We start from the raw sequence: 15351 nt of genomic DNA on the forward strand, positions 1-15351 counted from the left end.
CTGCATGGAACTGATGTCGCTGCTGACATGCCCGTACTGTGGCCACGCCGAGCGGGCAACAATGCCATTCGATGCTTGTCAGTTTTTCTACGAATGCCCTGGGTGTCGGGTCGTGCTTCGACCCAGGCCCGGCGACTGCTGCGTTGTCTGCTCTTTCGGCAGCACACCATGCCCTCCCGTCCAGCAAGACGCGTCGGGCCGCTCGTGCTGCAGCTGATCGATCGCCTCGGTGCCACTTCAATTGACCGATCAAGACCGCTTACGCCCCGCACTCAGGTCGCGCGTCACAGCGTTCGTTGTGGCCCTTGTCCTGAGCGCCTGCAGCTTGCTGCCGCCAAGGCCGGACTTGGGAATCAGCTACCAGGGTGCCTCGACGTCGCCTGATCGGACTCCGCTGATTCTGATTCCCGGCCTCTTCGGCTCCAAGCTCCGGCGCGTGACGACGGGCGAGGAGATCTGGCCGGGCAGTTGGCAGAGCGTGCTCTTCTCCGACTATCGCGAGCTTGCGTTGCGCGGCAGCGTGGATTCGCCGGTTGAGGCCTTCGACCTGGCAGAGCAGGTCCTTGGTTTCGACTACTACAGACCACTGCTTGAAACGCTTGTGCGATACGGCGGCTATGTCAGGACGCGCCCCGGCCAGGCACCGCCGGCGACGGGGCGAGCGCTCTATGTCTTCCCCTATGACTGGCGCCAGGACAACGCCCTCCACGCGGTGGCGCTGGAACGACTCATCCAACAGATTCGCATCGACCACCACGATCCCAGACTCAAGGTCGACATCGTGGCGCACAGCATGGGCGGCGTGGTTGCCCGCTACTACCTCCGATTCGGGCCCAGGGATGTGCTGGGAGGAGACCCCGGCGACATCACCCTCTATGGTGCCGAACATGTGCGCAAGCTGGTTCTCCTGGGGACGCCGAACTTTGGATCCATCTCGGCACTCGAGGGAATGATCGGTGGAGAGCCCGTCGGTCTAGGCCGGATCCCGCCGGATGTCATCGCCACGATGCCGTCGGTCTTTCAGCTGCTGCCGCACCCTCTGGCTCCATGGTTGCTCGACGCGCAGGGGCATACCGTCGACGCGGATCTGTATGACACGACCACGTGGAGAAGCTTCAACATGGGCATCTTCGCCCGTTCAAGGACTGCCCAACGCCAGCAGCCTTCTGTCGATCGGGAAAACATCGACGAGCGGCTCTTCGCGACATATCTGGAAAGAGCACGTCGCCTGGCTTGGATGCTTTCGACACCGGAACCCCGTTCGCCGATCCGCTATGTGCTGTTTGGGGGCAACTGCGAGCAGACACCGGCGAGACTGCAGATTCGAGATGTTGACGGGGCGACACGCGCACAAGGGCCGAACACCGGATTTCGGGGGCGCGCCTCAGCTCATGACCTCTTTGAACCTGGTGACGGCAGGGTCACGAAGCCGTCGCTTCTCGCCCGGGAAACGCTGGATCCAAGTGCACCGCAGCACGAGGAGGCTTTCCTGCCCCTGGCCTACTACTTCTTCCTTTGCGAGCGCCACGACAGGCTGACCAGCAATCCGAACTTCCAGGACAACCTGCTCCACATCCTTCTGACGCCTATGCTCCCTTGGGATGCTTTGCCCCGCCGTTGAAGCACAGCCCCCCCGGCGGATCCGACACCATTGCCATCACGCTCCGACCCTGCGAACCTTCACATGGCTGCGAGTCGCCGCTCAAAGTCGACCAAAGGCATTGGTTTGGCGATGAGGTAGCCCTGGATTTCGTCGCAACGCAGGCGCTGCAGCAGGCTGTGTTCCTCGGGGCGCTCGACACCCTCGGCCACGACCCTCAGCTGAAGGCTGTGGCCAAGCTCGATGATGGTGCCCAGCAAAGCTGCAGCCTCTGGCGCGCCGTCAGCCTGTGTCACAAAGCTGCGGTCGATCTTCAGCTCGGAAACCGGGAGACGATGTAGGTACGAAAGCGATGAATAGCCTGTTCCGAAGTCATCGATGGATAGCTTCACGCCCAGCTCGCACAGCGCACGCAGTACTGGCATGACGGCGTCGGCGTGCGACATCAGCCCGCTTTCGGTGATCTCCAGCTTCAACATGTCGAGCGGCGCGCCGTGACGTGCGGCCATGCCTGCGATTCGCGTCGGCAGCGCCGTGTCGCGGATGTCGAGCGTGCTCACGTTGACGGCAATGCTCAGTAGCGGGTGTGTGAGTTTCCACCTGCCCAGAGTGGACAGTGCCTGTTCAAGCATGGCGTGCGTCACGATGCCGATATGGCCCGTCTGTTCTGCGAAGGGGATGAACTCCGACGGTGCCACGTAGCCCCAATCTGGATGACGCCATCGGACGAGCGCCTCCACGCTGCGCATCTGCCCAGAGGCGAGCTCCAGCTTAGGTTGCAGCCACATCTCAAGCTGAGCACTGTCAGCTGCAGACTCCAGCCCCGAGAGAAGTCCGAGCTGACGCGCGCGGGCCGAGACATCACCAGCCGCGTGCCAGCGCCACACCTGTTGCTGGCGCTTGGCCTCAGCAGCGGCTTGTTCGGCTTCGCGCAACAGGAGGTCGAGCGTCACAGGGCCGTCAGTGTCGCGAGCGGACAGCCCGTAAACCAGACGGACATCGATGGTCTGCAGAGCGCAGACCATCGAGCCGGAAAGCACAGCGTCCAGCCGGGCGCGCAGCTCCTCGACCGACTGGCGAGAACGGCTGGGGCTGATGCAGACGAAGACGCCCCCTTCAAGCCGTGCCAGCGTGAATCCTTCCAGCTGTGCCTGCGAACGCAGGCGGGCAGCCAAATGCATCAACACGTCGTCGCCCGCGTCGAAGCCCAATACCTCGTTGATGCTGCGCAATCGAGCCAAGTCGATGTGTATGACAGAAGGCCTTGGCCATGTGCCAGCGTCAGCCAAGCGCATCAGCCCATTGCGATTGGGGAGGTTGGTCAAGCGATCTGTATAGGCCAGGCGTTCTATGGCTCGCTCTCGTACCGCAACGGCTTTTGCCATCCTGTTGATGGCGTCGGCGACACGCGTAATCTCAGCGCCGCCCCGCACCTCGACACGGGAGGTGTACTGGCCCTGTTCAATGAGACTTGCAGCAGATTCGATGCGGGCCAGCGGCTTCGCAATGCTTGTAGTGATTCGCCAGGCCATGACCGCTGAGGCCACCAAGGCAGCCAGGGCTAGCGTCGCCAGGCCCCACTCTGAGCGAGCGATTCTTTCGGACACCGCAGATTGGCGGCGCTCGAGTGCAAGCCGCTCATGGGCCAGCAGTGCTTCGGAGGCAGCCAACAGGCGATTGAGCGCAGCCAGGCCCGGTCCGTTGAATAGCCGGCTCGCCTGAGGAACTTCATCCGCTTCGATGCTGGAGACCACGTCGATGAATATCGTCCGGTACTCTTGGCGGCGTAGGCCTACCTCAGCAAGGAATGGCAACGACTCCAGGTCCCCGACGCCTTGCTGCAGCTGCGCCAGTGTCCGGTCTATCTGAAGATACTCGGCGTCTGCGAGCACATAGACGGGCTCGCGATCAGCCCTCGGTGAGGTAAGCAGTCGCGCCATGGCTGCGCCGTGCCCCTGCGCGTGCTGGTAGACAGACTGCACGCGCAGCATTCGCTGGAAATCGACCTTGAGCATCCGGTCGCTGTGATGGGCCAGAGTCCTGAACTGAAGAACGGCTACGACGAGCAATACCGCCATCAGGACCAGCAGCGACGCGAACCCGTATGCAATGCGATGCCATAGCTTGAGGGGGCGGCCGGGCCTGCGCTCGCGCGCGAACCAGCCCCATGTGCGGCGGGCGGCTGTTGGGTTCATGGCGTCGGTTTCTGCAGGTGAGGATGGCCCGCCAAGCGGGCGCCACGCTGACCGCTAGACGAACGAGCCCTGGTATTCCTTACGCCGGCATCCAGCGCAGTTTCCAGCCAACGGATCGTTTCGGAACTTGGTCACATACCTGCGCCGCCTTCTACACGGTCACCGGTATGGGCCGTCACGTTTGACGGCTGCCGAGCGACTACTGCATCGACTGATCCAAAGACCTTGCCGTCCTGCGTTCAGTCGCCCTCAACAGCGGTCGAAGACCGAAAGGAACTCACATGAACAACCGTCATTTCATCGCCGGCCTGGCCCTCTCGATTGCCTCTTTCGCCAGCTACGCCGGCAACCCCAACTCTGCCCCCGATCAAACCGGCGCGCATCCCTTGACCCGAGCCGAGGTTCGGGCCGAACTGGTCCGGGCTCAACGGGCAGGTGAACTCGGGACGCTTGGCGACTCGCCTCGCTCGTTCGAGATGTCGGCCGGTGGCGTCGCACGCACCTCGATCACGCGAGACCAAGTGTTGGCTGAGCTTTCGCAGGCGCGTCACGACGGCAATCAGGCCGCAGCCAATGACGTCTACGGTGCAAACCTCAACCTGGGCAGGACGGCCCCGGCGACGTCGAATGACGTCGTGGCTGACGTGCGCCTTGCTGGCCGCAGCGACAGCGGCGCCGCTTCGAAGAAGTAGCAAGCTCCGTAATGAAAGAAGTGCTCAGCCGTCCAAGGGGGCAAGCAGCAGCGCAGGCCGGCAATCTTTTGCGCCCTGCGCGCCGCTGCGAAACCGCCAGGAGCCGCCTCTCATGTCGCCTGCCCAGCCCCGCAGCATTCACCACGCGGCTGAATCGCCGCGCGAATCGGCCGACGTACAGCAGCTGGGGAAGCATGCCCTCGCAGCTGCGCTTCCGTCCCTTCGTCAGCGCTTGCTCCGGCATGCACGGTTCGCCGTTCATGACCCAAGTGCTGCTGAAGATCTGGTTCAGGACACGCTGATCGTCCTGGTCGAGCAACAGTCACAGCATCGCGGGGAGTCTTCCCTCAGCACATGGGCGATCAGCATCTTGAAGCACAAGGTGTCCGATTGGTATCGATCGTCCGCGCGGCACCGAACGGTGCAATGGAACGCTGACGAGGACGCACTCCAGTCGGAGCTCGACCAGCAGTACGCGCCAGACGGCAGCTACGTCAATGCAGTACCCAACTGGCAACAGCCCGAGCATCGCGTGGAGCGGCGACAACTGATGGATGTGCTGGAACGCTGCGTTGGCGCGCTGCCGACGCAGACCGGCCGTGTATTCATGATGCGCGAGTGGCTGGGCTTTGAGAACGGCGAGATTTGCGAGCGCCTCGGCATCAGCTCAGACCACTGTCGAACCATCCTTCACCGCGCCCGGATGGCGCTGAGGATCTGTATTCAGCGTCACTGACTTAGGTCCGAGATATGCCAATGAATCTGCTGTATTCCTGTCGTCAGGTGGCTGAACTGCTGACGCTGAGTCAAGACGAATGCCTGCGCTGGCATCAAATCGTCCGGCTTCGAATTCACCTGGCCATGTGCAGCAACTGCAAGAACGTTGCTCTTCAGTTGACCGAGGTGCAGCAGTTGTCTCGGGACCTGTTCTCCGGTGGCGACGATGACACCGAGGCCCGTGAATCAAAGTGACGCGTTGCGCTGGTGACCGGCCGGCACGCGATGCGTGCTGAACCAGCCCAGCGCGGGCCCCACCGCCAGTGGACGGGCCGCCTTCGCGGCCACGTCCAGACCCCTTTCGCGCACTCAGAGCGTCTTGGGGACCTTGTCCTTCAGCTTGGGCCAGTTGCTGTTGGCTTGACTGATGTTGCCCGGCACGTTGTCGAGCCAGCGCTTCTGAACGTCCTTGTTGACGTTGAGGTACAGCTTGCCGTCGACGACCTTCCAAGCTTGGGGGTCCACATCTAGCTTCTTCTCGAGTGCGACACCCATGGCGCAAAACCCACCGAAGGCAGGTGCGTACTTGCCGGGATTTGCGAGGAAAGCATCTCGGCTTGCAGCCGAGATGAAGTGGTACGTCGCACCGTCATGCTGTGCTGTGAACTGTTCCTTGCCTTGTTGGGGCCCGCCACTGCCGAAATAGGTCACGGGGTCGTAGCCCTTCAGGGCAACGCCGCGCGTATCCACATTGATCGCGCTCGCTGACGTTTCGTCATAGGCCAGGGCGGTTGAGGGGATCGTCACAACGACGCTGGCAGCAATGGCCAGAGCGGCGAGAAGGCCTCGGCGCGGCATGCGCAGACTCGTATTCATCAGTTACTCCGATTTCAGTCATGGTTGTGAGAGACGCGTCATGCAAGACATGGGGGCTTGCGGTTGACAGAGGGCAATGTAGAGATCACCGTGATAGCTTCGGACATCAAACGTGCCGATCTGTTCACCCAACGTCTCAAAGCATGGACCGTCTCTCGTTACTGCTGAACCGCTACTCCCTAAGCGCCGGTGTCTTCTACGCTGGTCAGATTTGCGGGGTCCACGAGTTTTCGAGCGATGCGGCACGCGGTCATGTGCATCTCATCCGCCGCGGGCCGGTCCGGCTGATTGGGGAGCAAGGCGAGCGGCTAGATATCGAAGATCCGACCTTGGTCTTCATGCCCCGACCGGACCTTCACCGTCTTCTGACGGATGAGCGAGCCGGCGCGGACGTGCTCTGCGCCACCATCCAGTTTGGCGGCGGTGGCAGAAATCCAATCAGTGACTCCTTGCCGCACATGGTGCTCGTGCCGCTGGCGGAGTTGCCAGGCGCCGAAGCCATGATGGCGCTCATCGACGAAGAAGCCTTCTCGAAGCTGTGCGGTCAGCGGGCCGCGCTGGATAGGTTGTGCGAGTTGCTGCTGATCCGACTGTTGCGCTACTGTCTGGATCGCGGTCTCACGAGAGGCGGCACCCTTGCCGGGCTGGCCGACCCACGGCTGGCCAAAGCACTCACCCGCATCCATGACAACCCTACGCATGCCTGGGATCTGAACGAGATGGCTCACTTGGCTGGCATGTCGCGGGCCCGTTTTGCGGCGCACTTCAAGATCGTGGTCGGCGACACGCCCGCCGAGTACCTTGCTGGATGGCGAATTGCGCTCGCGCAGACGCTGCTGAAGCAGGGGCGGGCCATGAAGCACGTGGCAACAGAAGTCGGGTATGGCAGCCAAAGTGCCCTGACAAGGGCCTTTGTTCGTAAGGTGGGTCAGGCACCCGGCGCCTGGCTGCGCGGCGAATCCGTGTCAAACCACGACGCCGTCTGAACAATTCAAGACTCTCGGCCATGAAGGCGGGACGTGCGGTGAACGCGTTGAAGACCTGCATTCATAGGATCTCGCCACAGTCCTGCACATCACGAGGATGGACAGACTGAATGACTCATCTTCAAGGAGTTCCCATGACTGGCAAGCCCTTCCTACACAGCCTTCGCTCCATCGATCCCGCAGCGGCCCAAGGCCCGCAGAAGGAGATTCTTGACCTGGCGATCAAACAGGTCGGCTTCCTTCCGAACATGTACGCGAACATGGCCAACGCGCCTGCGGTCCTCAGCACATATCTGCATGGGTATGCGCTGTTTCGCAGTGAGTCTGGTCTCACACCGGCGGAGCAGGAAGTGGTGTTTCTCTCGGTCAGTCAGGTGAATGGCTGCACGTACTGCACGGCGGCGCACAGCATGCTGGCCGACAAGAAGTCGGGCGTTTCAGCACCGGTGCTGGCAGCGATTCGCGCGGGCGCTCCGATACCGGACGAACGGCTTGCAGCACTTCATGCGCTCACTGCCGAAATGGTTAGCACCCAGGGGCGCCCCACGCTGGAAAGACTTCAAGCCTTCCTCGCAGCCGGCTTCAGCGAGGCGGATGTGCTGTACATCATCCTCGCGATTGCAGTGAAGACGCTCAGCAACTACAGCAATCACGCGTTCGCCACGCCTGTGGATGAGGTGTTCGCCGCATACCGGGTTGATTGAGAAGCCGCGCTTTTTGGAAGGCAGTGCCCGCCGGTTCATGATCGGCGGGCAAGCTGCGGCTAAATAGGCCCGAGTTGTCAGCCGTGTAAGGCGCCCTGGGCGGTCTGTCGCCGAGCTCGCCAAGGCATACAAGGCCGGTAGGCCGGTAGGCCGACCTGCGTGCAGACGTTGGATGGATGGTCAGCCAGAGCTATAGACTGTCGTCCATGTCGCTAAAAAAGGCCTACCGACGCTGGATCGCAAGCATGCTTGCGCTGGCGCTGGTTTGCATGCAGCTGTGGACGGCCGCCTACGCCTGCCCGGTGCCGGCGACATCAGGCCCCATGTCGACGGCCAACATGGCAGGCATGACCGACTGCGAACAGATGTCCGGGATGGATGTTGAGCAGCCGCAGTTGTGCAAGGCGCACTGCGACCGCAACAAGCAGACGGTCAACAACGCGCCCGCATCCGACCTCTCACAGTTGCCGGTCGCCATGCTTGACCGGTTGCTGACCCGGCTTGCCCTGTGGCAGCCGTCCAAGGCGGCCGAGGCGGCCGAGGCGCTCCCTGCGGTCATGACCGCGCACACCGGACCGCCGGACGGCGCCCCTCCGGTCTACCTGGCACTCCAAGTTCTCCGCAATTGACTGATGACGCCCGCGCGGCCGCGTGTTGCGGCTGCGCGTCCGCGTCTCGCGATCTCGGGTGATCGCCTTATGGGTCTTTGTGGAGAGCCGACATGGCCAATTTCTTCCGGGCAGTACTGCGGTTCTGCCCCCGTCTCGCCGGCCATCTTGCGCTGGCGACATCCATCGCCGCTGGGCAGACGTCTCAAGCCGCGCCTGTCGGATTCGAACAGGCCCTTCAGCTGGCAGAACAGCGATCGGCGGCTCTGTCGGCGCGACAAGCCACGCTGGAGGGGGCGCAACAGGCGCGCACGGCGGCCGGCCAGCTGCCTGACCCCAAGCTCGCTGTAGGCGTCGAGAACTTCCCCGTCACCGGCCAGGACCGCTTCAGCTGGACCCGCGAGTCCATGACGATGCGCCGGGTGGGCGTCATGCAGGACGTGCCGAATGCCGCCAAGCGCGCGGCGCAGCGAGACGCCGCCGGCGCGAGGGCCGAGCGTGAGCGCGCGCTGCTGGACACCGAGCGCCTGGCGGTCCGTCGCGAAGCTGCCGTGGCGTGGCTGGGCCTGCATTTCGCGGAGAAGAAGTTGGCTGCCTTCTCCGCGCTGGAAGCGCAGAACCGGTTGCTTCAGGACACGCTGGCGGCACGCGTGACCTCCGGCGCTGCCAGCCCAACCGATGCGTTGATGGCCCGCCAGGATTCGCTCGATCTGGCTGACCGCCGCGACGAGCTGCAGGCGGGTGTTCATCAGGCTCGTGCAGCTCTCCAACGCTGGATCGGAGATCAGCCCGACCTGTCCGCCGCCGGCGAGGCGCCGCGGCAACGCCCGGATCTGCCGCGACTTCTGGCGGACCTTGAGCGCCATGCCGACCTTCGTGCCTTCGGCCCCATGCTCGCCATGGCCCGGGCCGACGTTGAAGAAGCGGTTGCCATGCGCCGGGGCGACTGGGGATGGGAAGTGGCCTACGCCAATCGTGCCAAGGCCTTTGGCGACATGGTGTCCTTCCAGCTGACCTTCGAGCTTCCCGTCTCGAAGTCGACGCGCCAGGAGCCGGCGATCGCCGCGCGGCAGAAAGAAGTGGAGCGGCTGCAGGCCGAACGCGATGACGTCTTGCGCCGCGTTCGCGCCGAAGTGGACGCGCAGATTGCCGAGCTTCAGCGCCTGGAGCGCACGCTGCAGCGTCAGCAGGAACTGACGCTGCCCCTGGCGAAGGAGCGCGCCCAGCTGAGCCTTGCCGGCTATCAGACCGGCAGGGCCGACCTCGGCGCCGTGCTCGCCGCGCGCAAGAACGCCATCGAGACCGAGCTGCGCGTGCTCGATCTTCAGAGTCAGGTGTCCGCCCAGCAGGCGCGACTGTCCCATCTCATCGTGGAGTGACCCCATGACCTCCAACAAGAAGTTGTCCCTGGCCGCCGTCGCACTGGTGGTGCTCGGCGTCGGCATTGGCCACGGCGCAGCCCAATGGCGCTCGGCATCCCTTGCAACCGCCCGCCCGGAGGCGCCTCACTCCAGCGCCGCCGCCAGCGTATCGACAGGTGAGCGCAGGGTGCTCTATTGGTACGACCCCATGTTGCCCCAGCAGCGGTTCGACAAGCCCGGCAAGTCGCCCTTCATGGACATGCAACTGGTCCCGAAGTACGCGGACGACGCACCTGTTGGGGGCGTCGCCGTCGACCCGCGCGTGGCGCAGACACTGGGCGTTCGAACGGCCACTGTGACGAAGCAGCACTTGGGCATCTCGTTGCAGGTGCCCGCGACCGTTTTGCTCAATGAGCGGGACGTTGCCATTCCGCAGGCGCGCACCGCGGGTTTCGTCCAGCGGGTTGCGCGGCTGGCCCCCGGCGACGTGATCTCGGCGGGCGCCCTCATCGCCGAGGTCCTCGTGCCGGAGTGGGCAGGCGCCCAGCAGGAGTTCCTCGCAGTTCGCCGCACCGGCGACGAAGCCCTCACCTCGGCATCACGCCAACGTCTGCTGCTGATGGGCATGCCGATGGAGCTTGTCCAACGGGTTGAGCGTACCGGTCAGGTCGAGACTGTGATGGCTGTCCACGCGCCGGCCGGTGGCTTGGTGCAGGAGGTGATGGTGCGCCAGGGCATGACGGTGTCGGCGGGTATGAGCCTGGCCCGGATCACCAGCCTCTCCACGGTCTGGGTGGAGGCTGCGCTTCCCGAGGCACAGGCCGGTTTGGCTCGCGTCGGCGAGCAGGTAGAGGTCGCGTTGTCGGCCTACCCCGGCAAATCCCTGCGCGGCAAAGTCAGTGCTGTCCTACCGGAGACCAATGCCGCCACCCGCACGCTGCGCGTGCGCGCCGACCTGGCGAACCCGGGAGGTCGACTCAGAGCCGGCATGTTCGCGCAGATGAGGCTGGGTGGCTCCTCGGAGGAGGCCCTGGTGGTGCCGACGGAAGCCGTGATCCGCACCGGCCAACGGGCCATCGTCTACGTCGTGGACCGGCCTGGGCGGTTCTCTCCCGTCGAGGTTCGCGTGGGCCGTGAGCTGGCCGACAAGCTGGAGGTGCTGCAAGGCTTGCAGCCCGGCCAGCAGGTGGTCGTGTCGGGGCAGTTCCTGATCGACTCGGAAGCCAGCATGCAGGGCGTGCTGCAGCGTCAGGCGAGCTCGGTCGCCGTTGCCGCCAGCGCGGCGTCTGCTCCCTGGACGCCGGCGGCTGCGGTTCACGAAGCCAACGCAACGGTCGTCGCAGTCAGCGGCAACGAAGTCACGCTGAATCACGAGGCGGTGCCAGCGCTCAAGTGGCCGGCGATGGAGATGGCATTCCCTCTCGGCCAGGCTGAACTCGCGAAGGGCATCCAGCCCGGCGACAAGGTGCGCTTCACCTTCCGTGAGGCCAAGGACGGTTTCGAGATCGTCGCCCTGCAGCGAGTGCCCAAGGGAGGCGCACGATGATCGCCGCTCTGATCCGCTGGTCGGTCGGCAACCGTTTCCTGGTGCTGCTGGCCACGCTGTTCCTGGCCGTTGCGGGCGTCCTGTCGCTGCGCACGACGCCCATCGATGCGCTGCCCGATCTGTCGGACGTCCAGGTCATCATTCGCACGAGCTACCCCGGCCAGGCGCCGCAGATCGTCGAGAACCAGGTCACCTACCCGCTGGCGACCACCATGCTGTCCGTGCCGGGCGCCAAGGCTGTCCGAGCCTTCTCCTTCTTCGGCGACTCCTTCGTTTACGTGCTGTTCGAGGACGGCACGGACCTGTACTGGGCCCGCTCGCGCGTGCTGGAGTACCTCAGCCAGGTGCAGGACCGCCTGCCCGCCACAGCGAAGGCGTCGCTCGGCCCGGATGCCACCGGGGTGGGCTGGGTCTTCCAGTACGCCCTGGTGGACCGCTCCGGCCAGCAGGATCTCTCGCAGCTGCGAGCACTCCAGGACTGGTTTCTCAAGTTCGAGCTCAAGGCCGTCGCCAACGTTGCGGAGGTGGCCACGGTTGGCGGCATGGTCAAGCAGTACCAGGTCGTGATCGATCCGGCCAAACTGATCGCCTATGGCATCACGCACAACCAGGTACGCGAAGCGCTGATGAACGGCAACCAGGAGACCGGTGGCGCGGTGCTGGAACTGGCCGAGGCCGAGTACATGGTGCGCGCCGGCGGCTTCCTGAAGTCGCTGGATGATTTCCGCGACGTCGTGCTGGCAAACCGCAATGGCGTGCCGGTGCTGCTCGGCCAGGTGGCCACCGTGCAGATCGGCCCGGAAATGCGTCGTGGCATCACCGAGCTGGACGGCGAAGGCGAAGCGGTGGGAGGCGTTGTCATCTTGCGCACCGGCAAGAACGCGCAGGCCACCATCGCAGCGGTGAAGGACAAGCTCAGGCAACTCCAGGCCAGCTTGCCCAAGGGGGTCGAGATCGTCACGACCTACGACCGCAGCTCGCTGATCCAGCGCGCCATCGACAACCTGTCGCACAAGCTGGTCGAGGAGTTCATCGTCGTGGCCCTAGTCTGCGCGGTGTTCCTGTGGCATCTGCGCTCGGCGCTGGTGGCCATCATCTCGCTGCCGCTGGGCGTCATGGCGGCCTTCCTGGTCATGCAGCAGCAGGGGCTCAACGCCAACATCATGTCGCTGGGCGGCATCGCCATCGCCATCGGCGCCATGGTCGATGCGGCGGTGGTCATGATCGAGAACGCCCACAAGAAACTGGAAGCCTGGCAGCACGGCCATCCGGGCGAAGAACTCAAGGGCGATGCGCGCTGGGCCGTCATCACCGATGCCGCCGTCGAGGTCGGCCCGGCGCTGTTCTTCTCCCTGCTCATCATCACGCTGTCCTTTGTGCCGGTGTTCACACTGCAGGCCCAGGAGGGGCGACTGTTCGGGCCGCTGGCCTACACCAAGACCTACGCCATGGCGGCAGCGGCCGGCCTATCCGTGACGCTGATCCCGGTGCTGATGGGCTACTGGATCCGCGGCCGCATCCCGGACGAGCACCGCAATCCCATCACGCGCGGGCTCATCGCCTTGTATCGGCCGGCGCTGGAGGCGGTCTTGCGCTGGCCCAAGGCCACGCTGCTGGTGGCGATCGCCGTGTTCGCCACCACGGCGTGGCCGCTCATGCGCCTGGGCGGCGAGTTCCTGCCGCCGCTGGATGAAGGGGACCTGCTCTACATGCCCTCGGCGCTGCCAGGCCTCTCCGCCCAGAAGGCTGCCGAGTTGCTGCAGATCACCGACCGCATGATCAAGACGGTGCCCGAGGTGAAGCGGGTGTTCGGCAAGGCCGGACGTGCGGAGACGGCGACCGACCCGGCGCCGGTCGAGATGTTCGAGACCACCATCCAGCTGAAGCCTCGCGAAGAATGGCGCGCCGGCATGACGCCAGAGAGGTTGATCGAGGAATTGGACCGAACGGTGAAGGTGCCCGGTCTTTCCAACATCTGGATCCCGCCCATCCGCAATCGCATCGACATGCTGGCCACGGGCATCAAGAGTCCGATCGGCGTGAAAGTGACCGGCACGGACTTGGCGGTCATTGACCGAGTCGCGACCCAGATCGAGGCTGTGGCGAAGAAGGTCCCGGGGGTCAGCTCGGCACTGGCCGAGCGGCTGACAGGAGGACGCTATGTGGACGTCCAGATCGATCGACCGGCGGCGGCGCGCTTCGGCATGAACGTGAGCGATGTCCAGTCGGTCATCTCAGGTGCGATCGGCGGCGAAAACGTCGGCGAGACCGTGGAAGGCCTGGCGCGTTTCCCGATCAACTTGCGCTACCCGCGGGAACTGCGCGACACGCCCGAGAAACTGCGCAACCTGCCGGTGCTGACGCCCGGCGGCCAGCAGGTGACGCTGGGTACGCTGGCAACGCTCGCGCTGGTCGATGGGCCACCGATGCTCAAAAGCGAGAATGCCCGCCCATCCGGCTGGATCTACATCGACGTGCGCGGCCGCGACCTGGCCTCGGTGGTCGGTGATCTGAGGCGGGAGGTCGCGCAACAGGTCCGGCTGGAGCCCGGCATGAGCCTGTCCTATTCCGGCCAGTTCGAATACATGGAGCGCGCCAACGAACGACTGAAGGTTGTGGTGCCTGCGACCCTGCTCATCATCTTCGTGCTGCTTTACCTGACCTTTCGACGCGCCGAAGAGGCCGCGCTCATCATGGCCACCCTGCCGCTGGCTCTCACCGGCGGCATCTGGTTCCTGTACGTGCTGGGCTACCACCTGTCGGTGGCGACCGGCGTGGGCTTCATCGCACTGGCTGGCGTGTCGGCCGAGTTCGGTGTGGTGATGCTGCTGTACCTAAAGCACGCCCTCGAAGACCGCATGCGCTCGGGGCAACCCATCACCCGGGAGATCGTTCTCGACGCGGTGCGCGAGGGCGCGGTACTTCGGGTGAGGCCCAAGGCCATGACGGTGGCGGTGATCCTGGCCGGCCTCGTTCCAATCGTCTGGGGCAGTGGCACCGGCTCGGAGGTGATGAGTCGCATTGCTGCACCGATGCTGGGCGGCATGGTGACCGCGCCACTGCTGTCGCTATTCGTCGTGCCGGCGGGCTTCGTTCTGATGCGCGCGCGCTGTCGGGACACTACTTGACGTAAGGGTTGATGGTGAACCACCTGCCATGCTTCGATGTCTCGGTGCTTGAGGCCGCATGCCGCGTCCTCGGCGACACGCATGAGGGTCTCTCAGGCCCTGAGATCGGGCACCTGCTCGCTGACATGGGCGTCGAGGATCCGTCGCCCGGCTTTACCAAATGGAAGCGGCTGTACAACGCGCTCGCCCAGCAGCAGAACAGGCACCAGGTGGGCAACCACCTCATCATGTTCATCAACCGTGCCATGAAGCCGGCCCGGTTTGTTCAAGAGCCGGAGAAGTTCCACCGTCTCCAGGACGGGCTCAACGTCGTGCTGTCTCTGGCAGGCTATGCCGTCAACGATCAGGGCCAGGTGATTCGAACCACGAAGGAGACGACGGTCGTTGGAGCCGTCGCGCGGGCTCGTCGCTTGAAGGCCTTGCTTGAGTCGCGAGGCACTCATCCCGAGGTGTTCGCGTACTGCACGGCCGAGCTGTTGGCTGAGAATTACTTCCATGCCGTCTTTGAAGCCGTCAAAGGGCTCGCTGAGCGTCTGCGCCTGATGTCCGGGCTGACGCTGGACGGTGCCGAACTTGTCAACCAGGCGCTGTCGACGAAGGTTCCGCTCATCAACTTGAACGGCCTGCGCACCGAGACCGAAGTGAGTGAACAGAAGGGCATTGGCAACCTCCTGGTGGGCCTGTTCGGCGCCATCCGCAACCCGACTGCGCATGCGCCAAAGGTCGTATGGGTGATGCCAGAGCAGGACGCGCTTGACATGCTCGCGCTAGTGTCCTTCGTCCATCGAAAGCTGGATGCTGCCACCAAGGTGTAGCCGCAACTCTCCGCTTCGACTGACTGCCATCGAATCTCGAAGGGTGGGTTCGGCCAGTGGACTCTGCTCGGGCTATCGCTCCACCGCACGAGCAGCGGTCGGCCGTCCCTCTACCCGCCGTGC

Annotated in this window: 14 protein-coding genes; 12 read left to right on the forward strand and 2 right to left on the reverse strand. The window is 64.3% G+C overall.

The window, feature by feature from the left end:
* Positions 1-4 precede the first annotated feature (4 nt).
* Both CDO81_RS28960 and CDO81_RS24160 read left to right on the forward strand, forming a co-directional pair.
* The gene (locus CDO81_RS28960) at positions 5-217 is read left to right on the forward strand and encodes a GDCCVxC domain-containing (seleno)protein (protein WP_088485808.1); all 213 of its coding nucleotides are present in this window, start codon (positions 5-7) and stop codon (positions 215-217) included.
* 24 nt (positions 218-241) lie between these two features.
* Positions 242-1621: an alpha/beta hydrolase gene (locus CDO81_RS24160; RefSeq protein ID WP_158218410.1), complete on the forward strand. Its 1380-nt coding sequence runs from the start codon at positions 242-244 to the stop codon at positions 1619-1621.
* 59 nt (positions 1622-1680) lie between these two features.
* Here the strand turns inward: CDO81_RS24160 and CDO81_RS24165 are convergent, their stop codons facing one another.
* Positions 1681-3795 (reverse strand): putative bifunctional diguanylate cyclase/phosphodiesterase, encoded by a 2115-nt coding sequence (locus tag CDO81_RS24165; protein WP_088485810.1) that lies wholly within the window; start codon positions 3793-3795, stop codon positions 1681-1683.
* A 281-nt stretch (positions 3796-4076) separates the two neighbouring features.
* Between CDO81_RS24165 and CDO81_RS24170 the strand changes: the two genes are divergently transcribed.
* The 3 genes from CDO81_RS24170 to CDO81_RS24180 all read left to right on the forward strand — a co-directional run bounded on the left by CDO81_RS24170 (position 4077) and on the right by CDO81_RS24180 (position 5459).
* Positions 4077-4487 carry a DUF4148 domain-containing protein gene (locus CDO81_RS24170; protein WP_088485811.1) on the forward strand — a complete coding sequence of 137 codons (411 nt, stop codon included), beginning with the start codon at positions 4077-4079 and terminating at the stop codon, positions 4485-4487.
* A gap of 112 nt (positions 4488-4599) precedes the next feature.
* Positions 4600-5223 (forward strand): sigma-70 family RNA polymerase sigma factor, encoded by a 624-nt coding sequence (locus CDO81_RS24175; protein WP_158218411.1) that lies wholly within the window; start codon positions 4600-4602, stop codon positions 5221-5223.
* Between the two features lie 20 nt (positions 5224-5243).
* A complete protein-coding gene (locus CDO81_RS24180; RefSeq protein ID WP_088485813.1) occupies positions 5244-5459 on the forward strand; it encodes a hypothetical protein in 216 nt (71 codons plus the stop codon).
* Between the two features lie 114 nt (positions 5460-5573).
* On the opposite strand, the gene CDO81_RS24185 is transcribed toward CDO81_RS24180, so the two are convergent.
* Entirely contained in the window at positions 5574-6080 is a 507-nt protein-coding gene (locus CDO81_RS24185) for a YHS domain-containing (seleno)protein (RefSeq protein ID WP_206602168.1), read from the reverse strand.
* A 143-nt stretch (positions 6081-6223) separates the two neighbouring features.
* On the opposite strand from CDO81_RS24185, the gene CDO81_RS24190 reads away from it, so the two are divergent.
* The 7 genes from CDO81_RS24190 (at position 6224) to CDO81_RS24220 (ending at position 15228) form a co-directional block, all read left to right on the forward strand.
* Complete coding sequence (locus CDO81_RS24190; protein WP_088485815.1) at positions 6224-7066, forward strand: AraC family transcriptional regulator; 843 nt, start codon at positions 6224-6226, stop codon at positions 7064-7066.
* Between the two features lie 134 nt (positions 7067-7200).
* On the forward strand, positions 7201-7770 hold the full coding sequence (locus CDO81_RS24195; protein ID WP_088485816.1) for a carboxymuconolactone decarboxylase family protein: 570 nt from the start codon (positions 7201-7203) through the stop codon (positions 7768-7770).
* Between the two features lie 206 nt (positions 7771-7976).
* Positions 7977-8399, forward strand: a complete 423-nt coding sequence (locus tag CDO81_RS24200; protein WP_158218412.1) for a hypothetical protein — start codon at positions 7977-7979, stop codon at positions 8397-8399.
* Between the two features lie 92 nt (positions 8400-8491).
* Complete coding sequence (locus CDO81_RS24205; RefSeq protein WP_088485818.1) at positions 8492-9757, forward strand: TolC family protein; 1266 nt, start codon at positions 8492-8494, stop codon at positions 9755-9757.
* A gap of 4 nt (positions 9758-9761) precedes the next feature.
* Positions 9762-11285: an efflux RND transporter periplasmic adaptor subunit gene (locus CDO81_RS24210; RefSeq protein ID WP_088485819.1), complete on the forward strand. Its 1524-nt coding sequence runs from the start codon at positions 9762-9764 to the stop codon at positions 11283-11285.
* Positions 11282-14413 (forward strand): efflux RND transporter permease subunit, encoded by a 3132-nt coding sequence (locus CDO81_RS24215; RefSeq protein ID WP_088485820.1) that lies wholly within the window; start codon positions 11282-11284, stop codon positions 14411-14413. The genes CDO81_RS24210 and CDO81_RS24215 overlap by 4 nt, the downstream gene beginning before the upstream one ends.
* A gap of 11 nt (positions 14414-14424) precedes the next feature.
* A complete protein-coding gene (locus tag CDO81_RS24220) occupies positions 14425-15228 on the forward strand; it encodes a TIGR02391 family protein (RefSeq protein WP_088485821.1) in 804 nt (267 codons plus the stop codon).
* Positions 15229-15351: the final 123 nt, after the last annotated feature.

This window comes from Roseateles puraquae (assembly GCF_002205845.1).
In the GTDB taxonomy this organism is placed as follows: Bacteria; Pseudomonadota; Gammaproteobacteria; order Burkholderiales; family Burkholderiaceae_C; genus Pelomonas; species Pelomonas puraquae.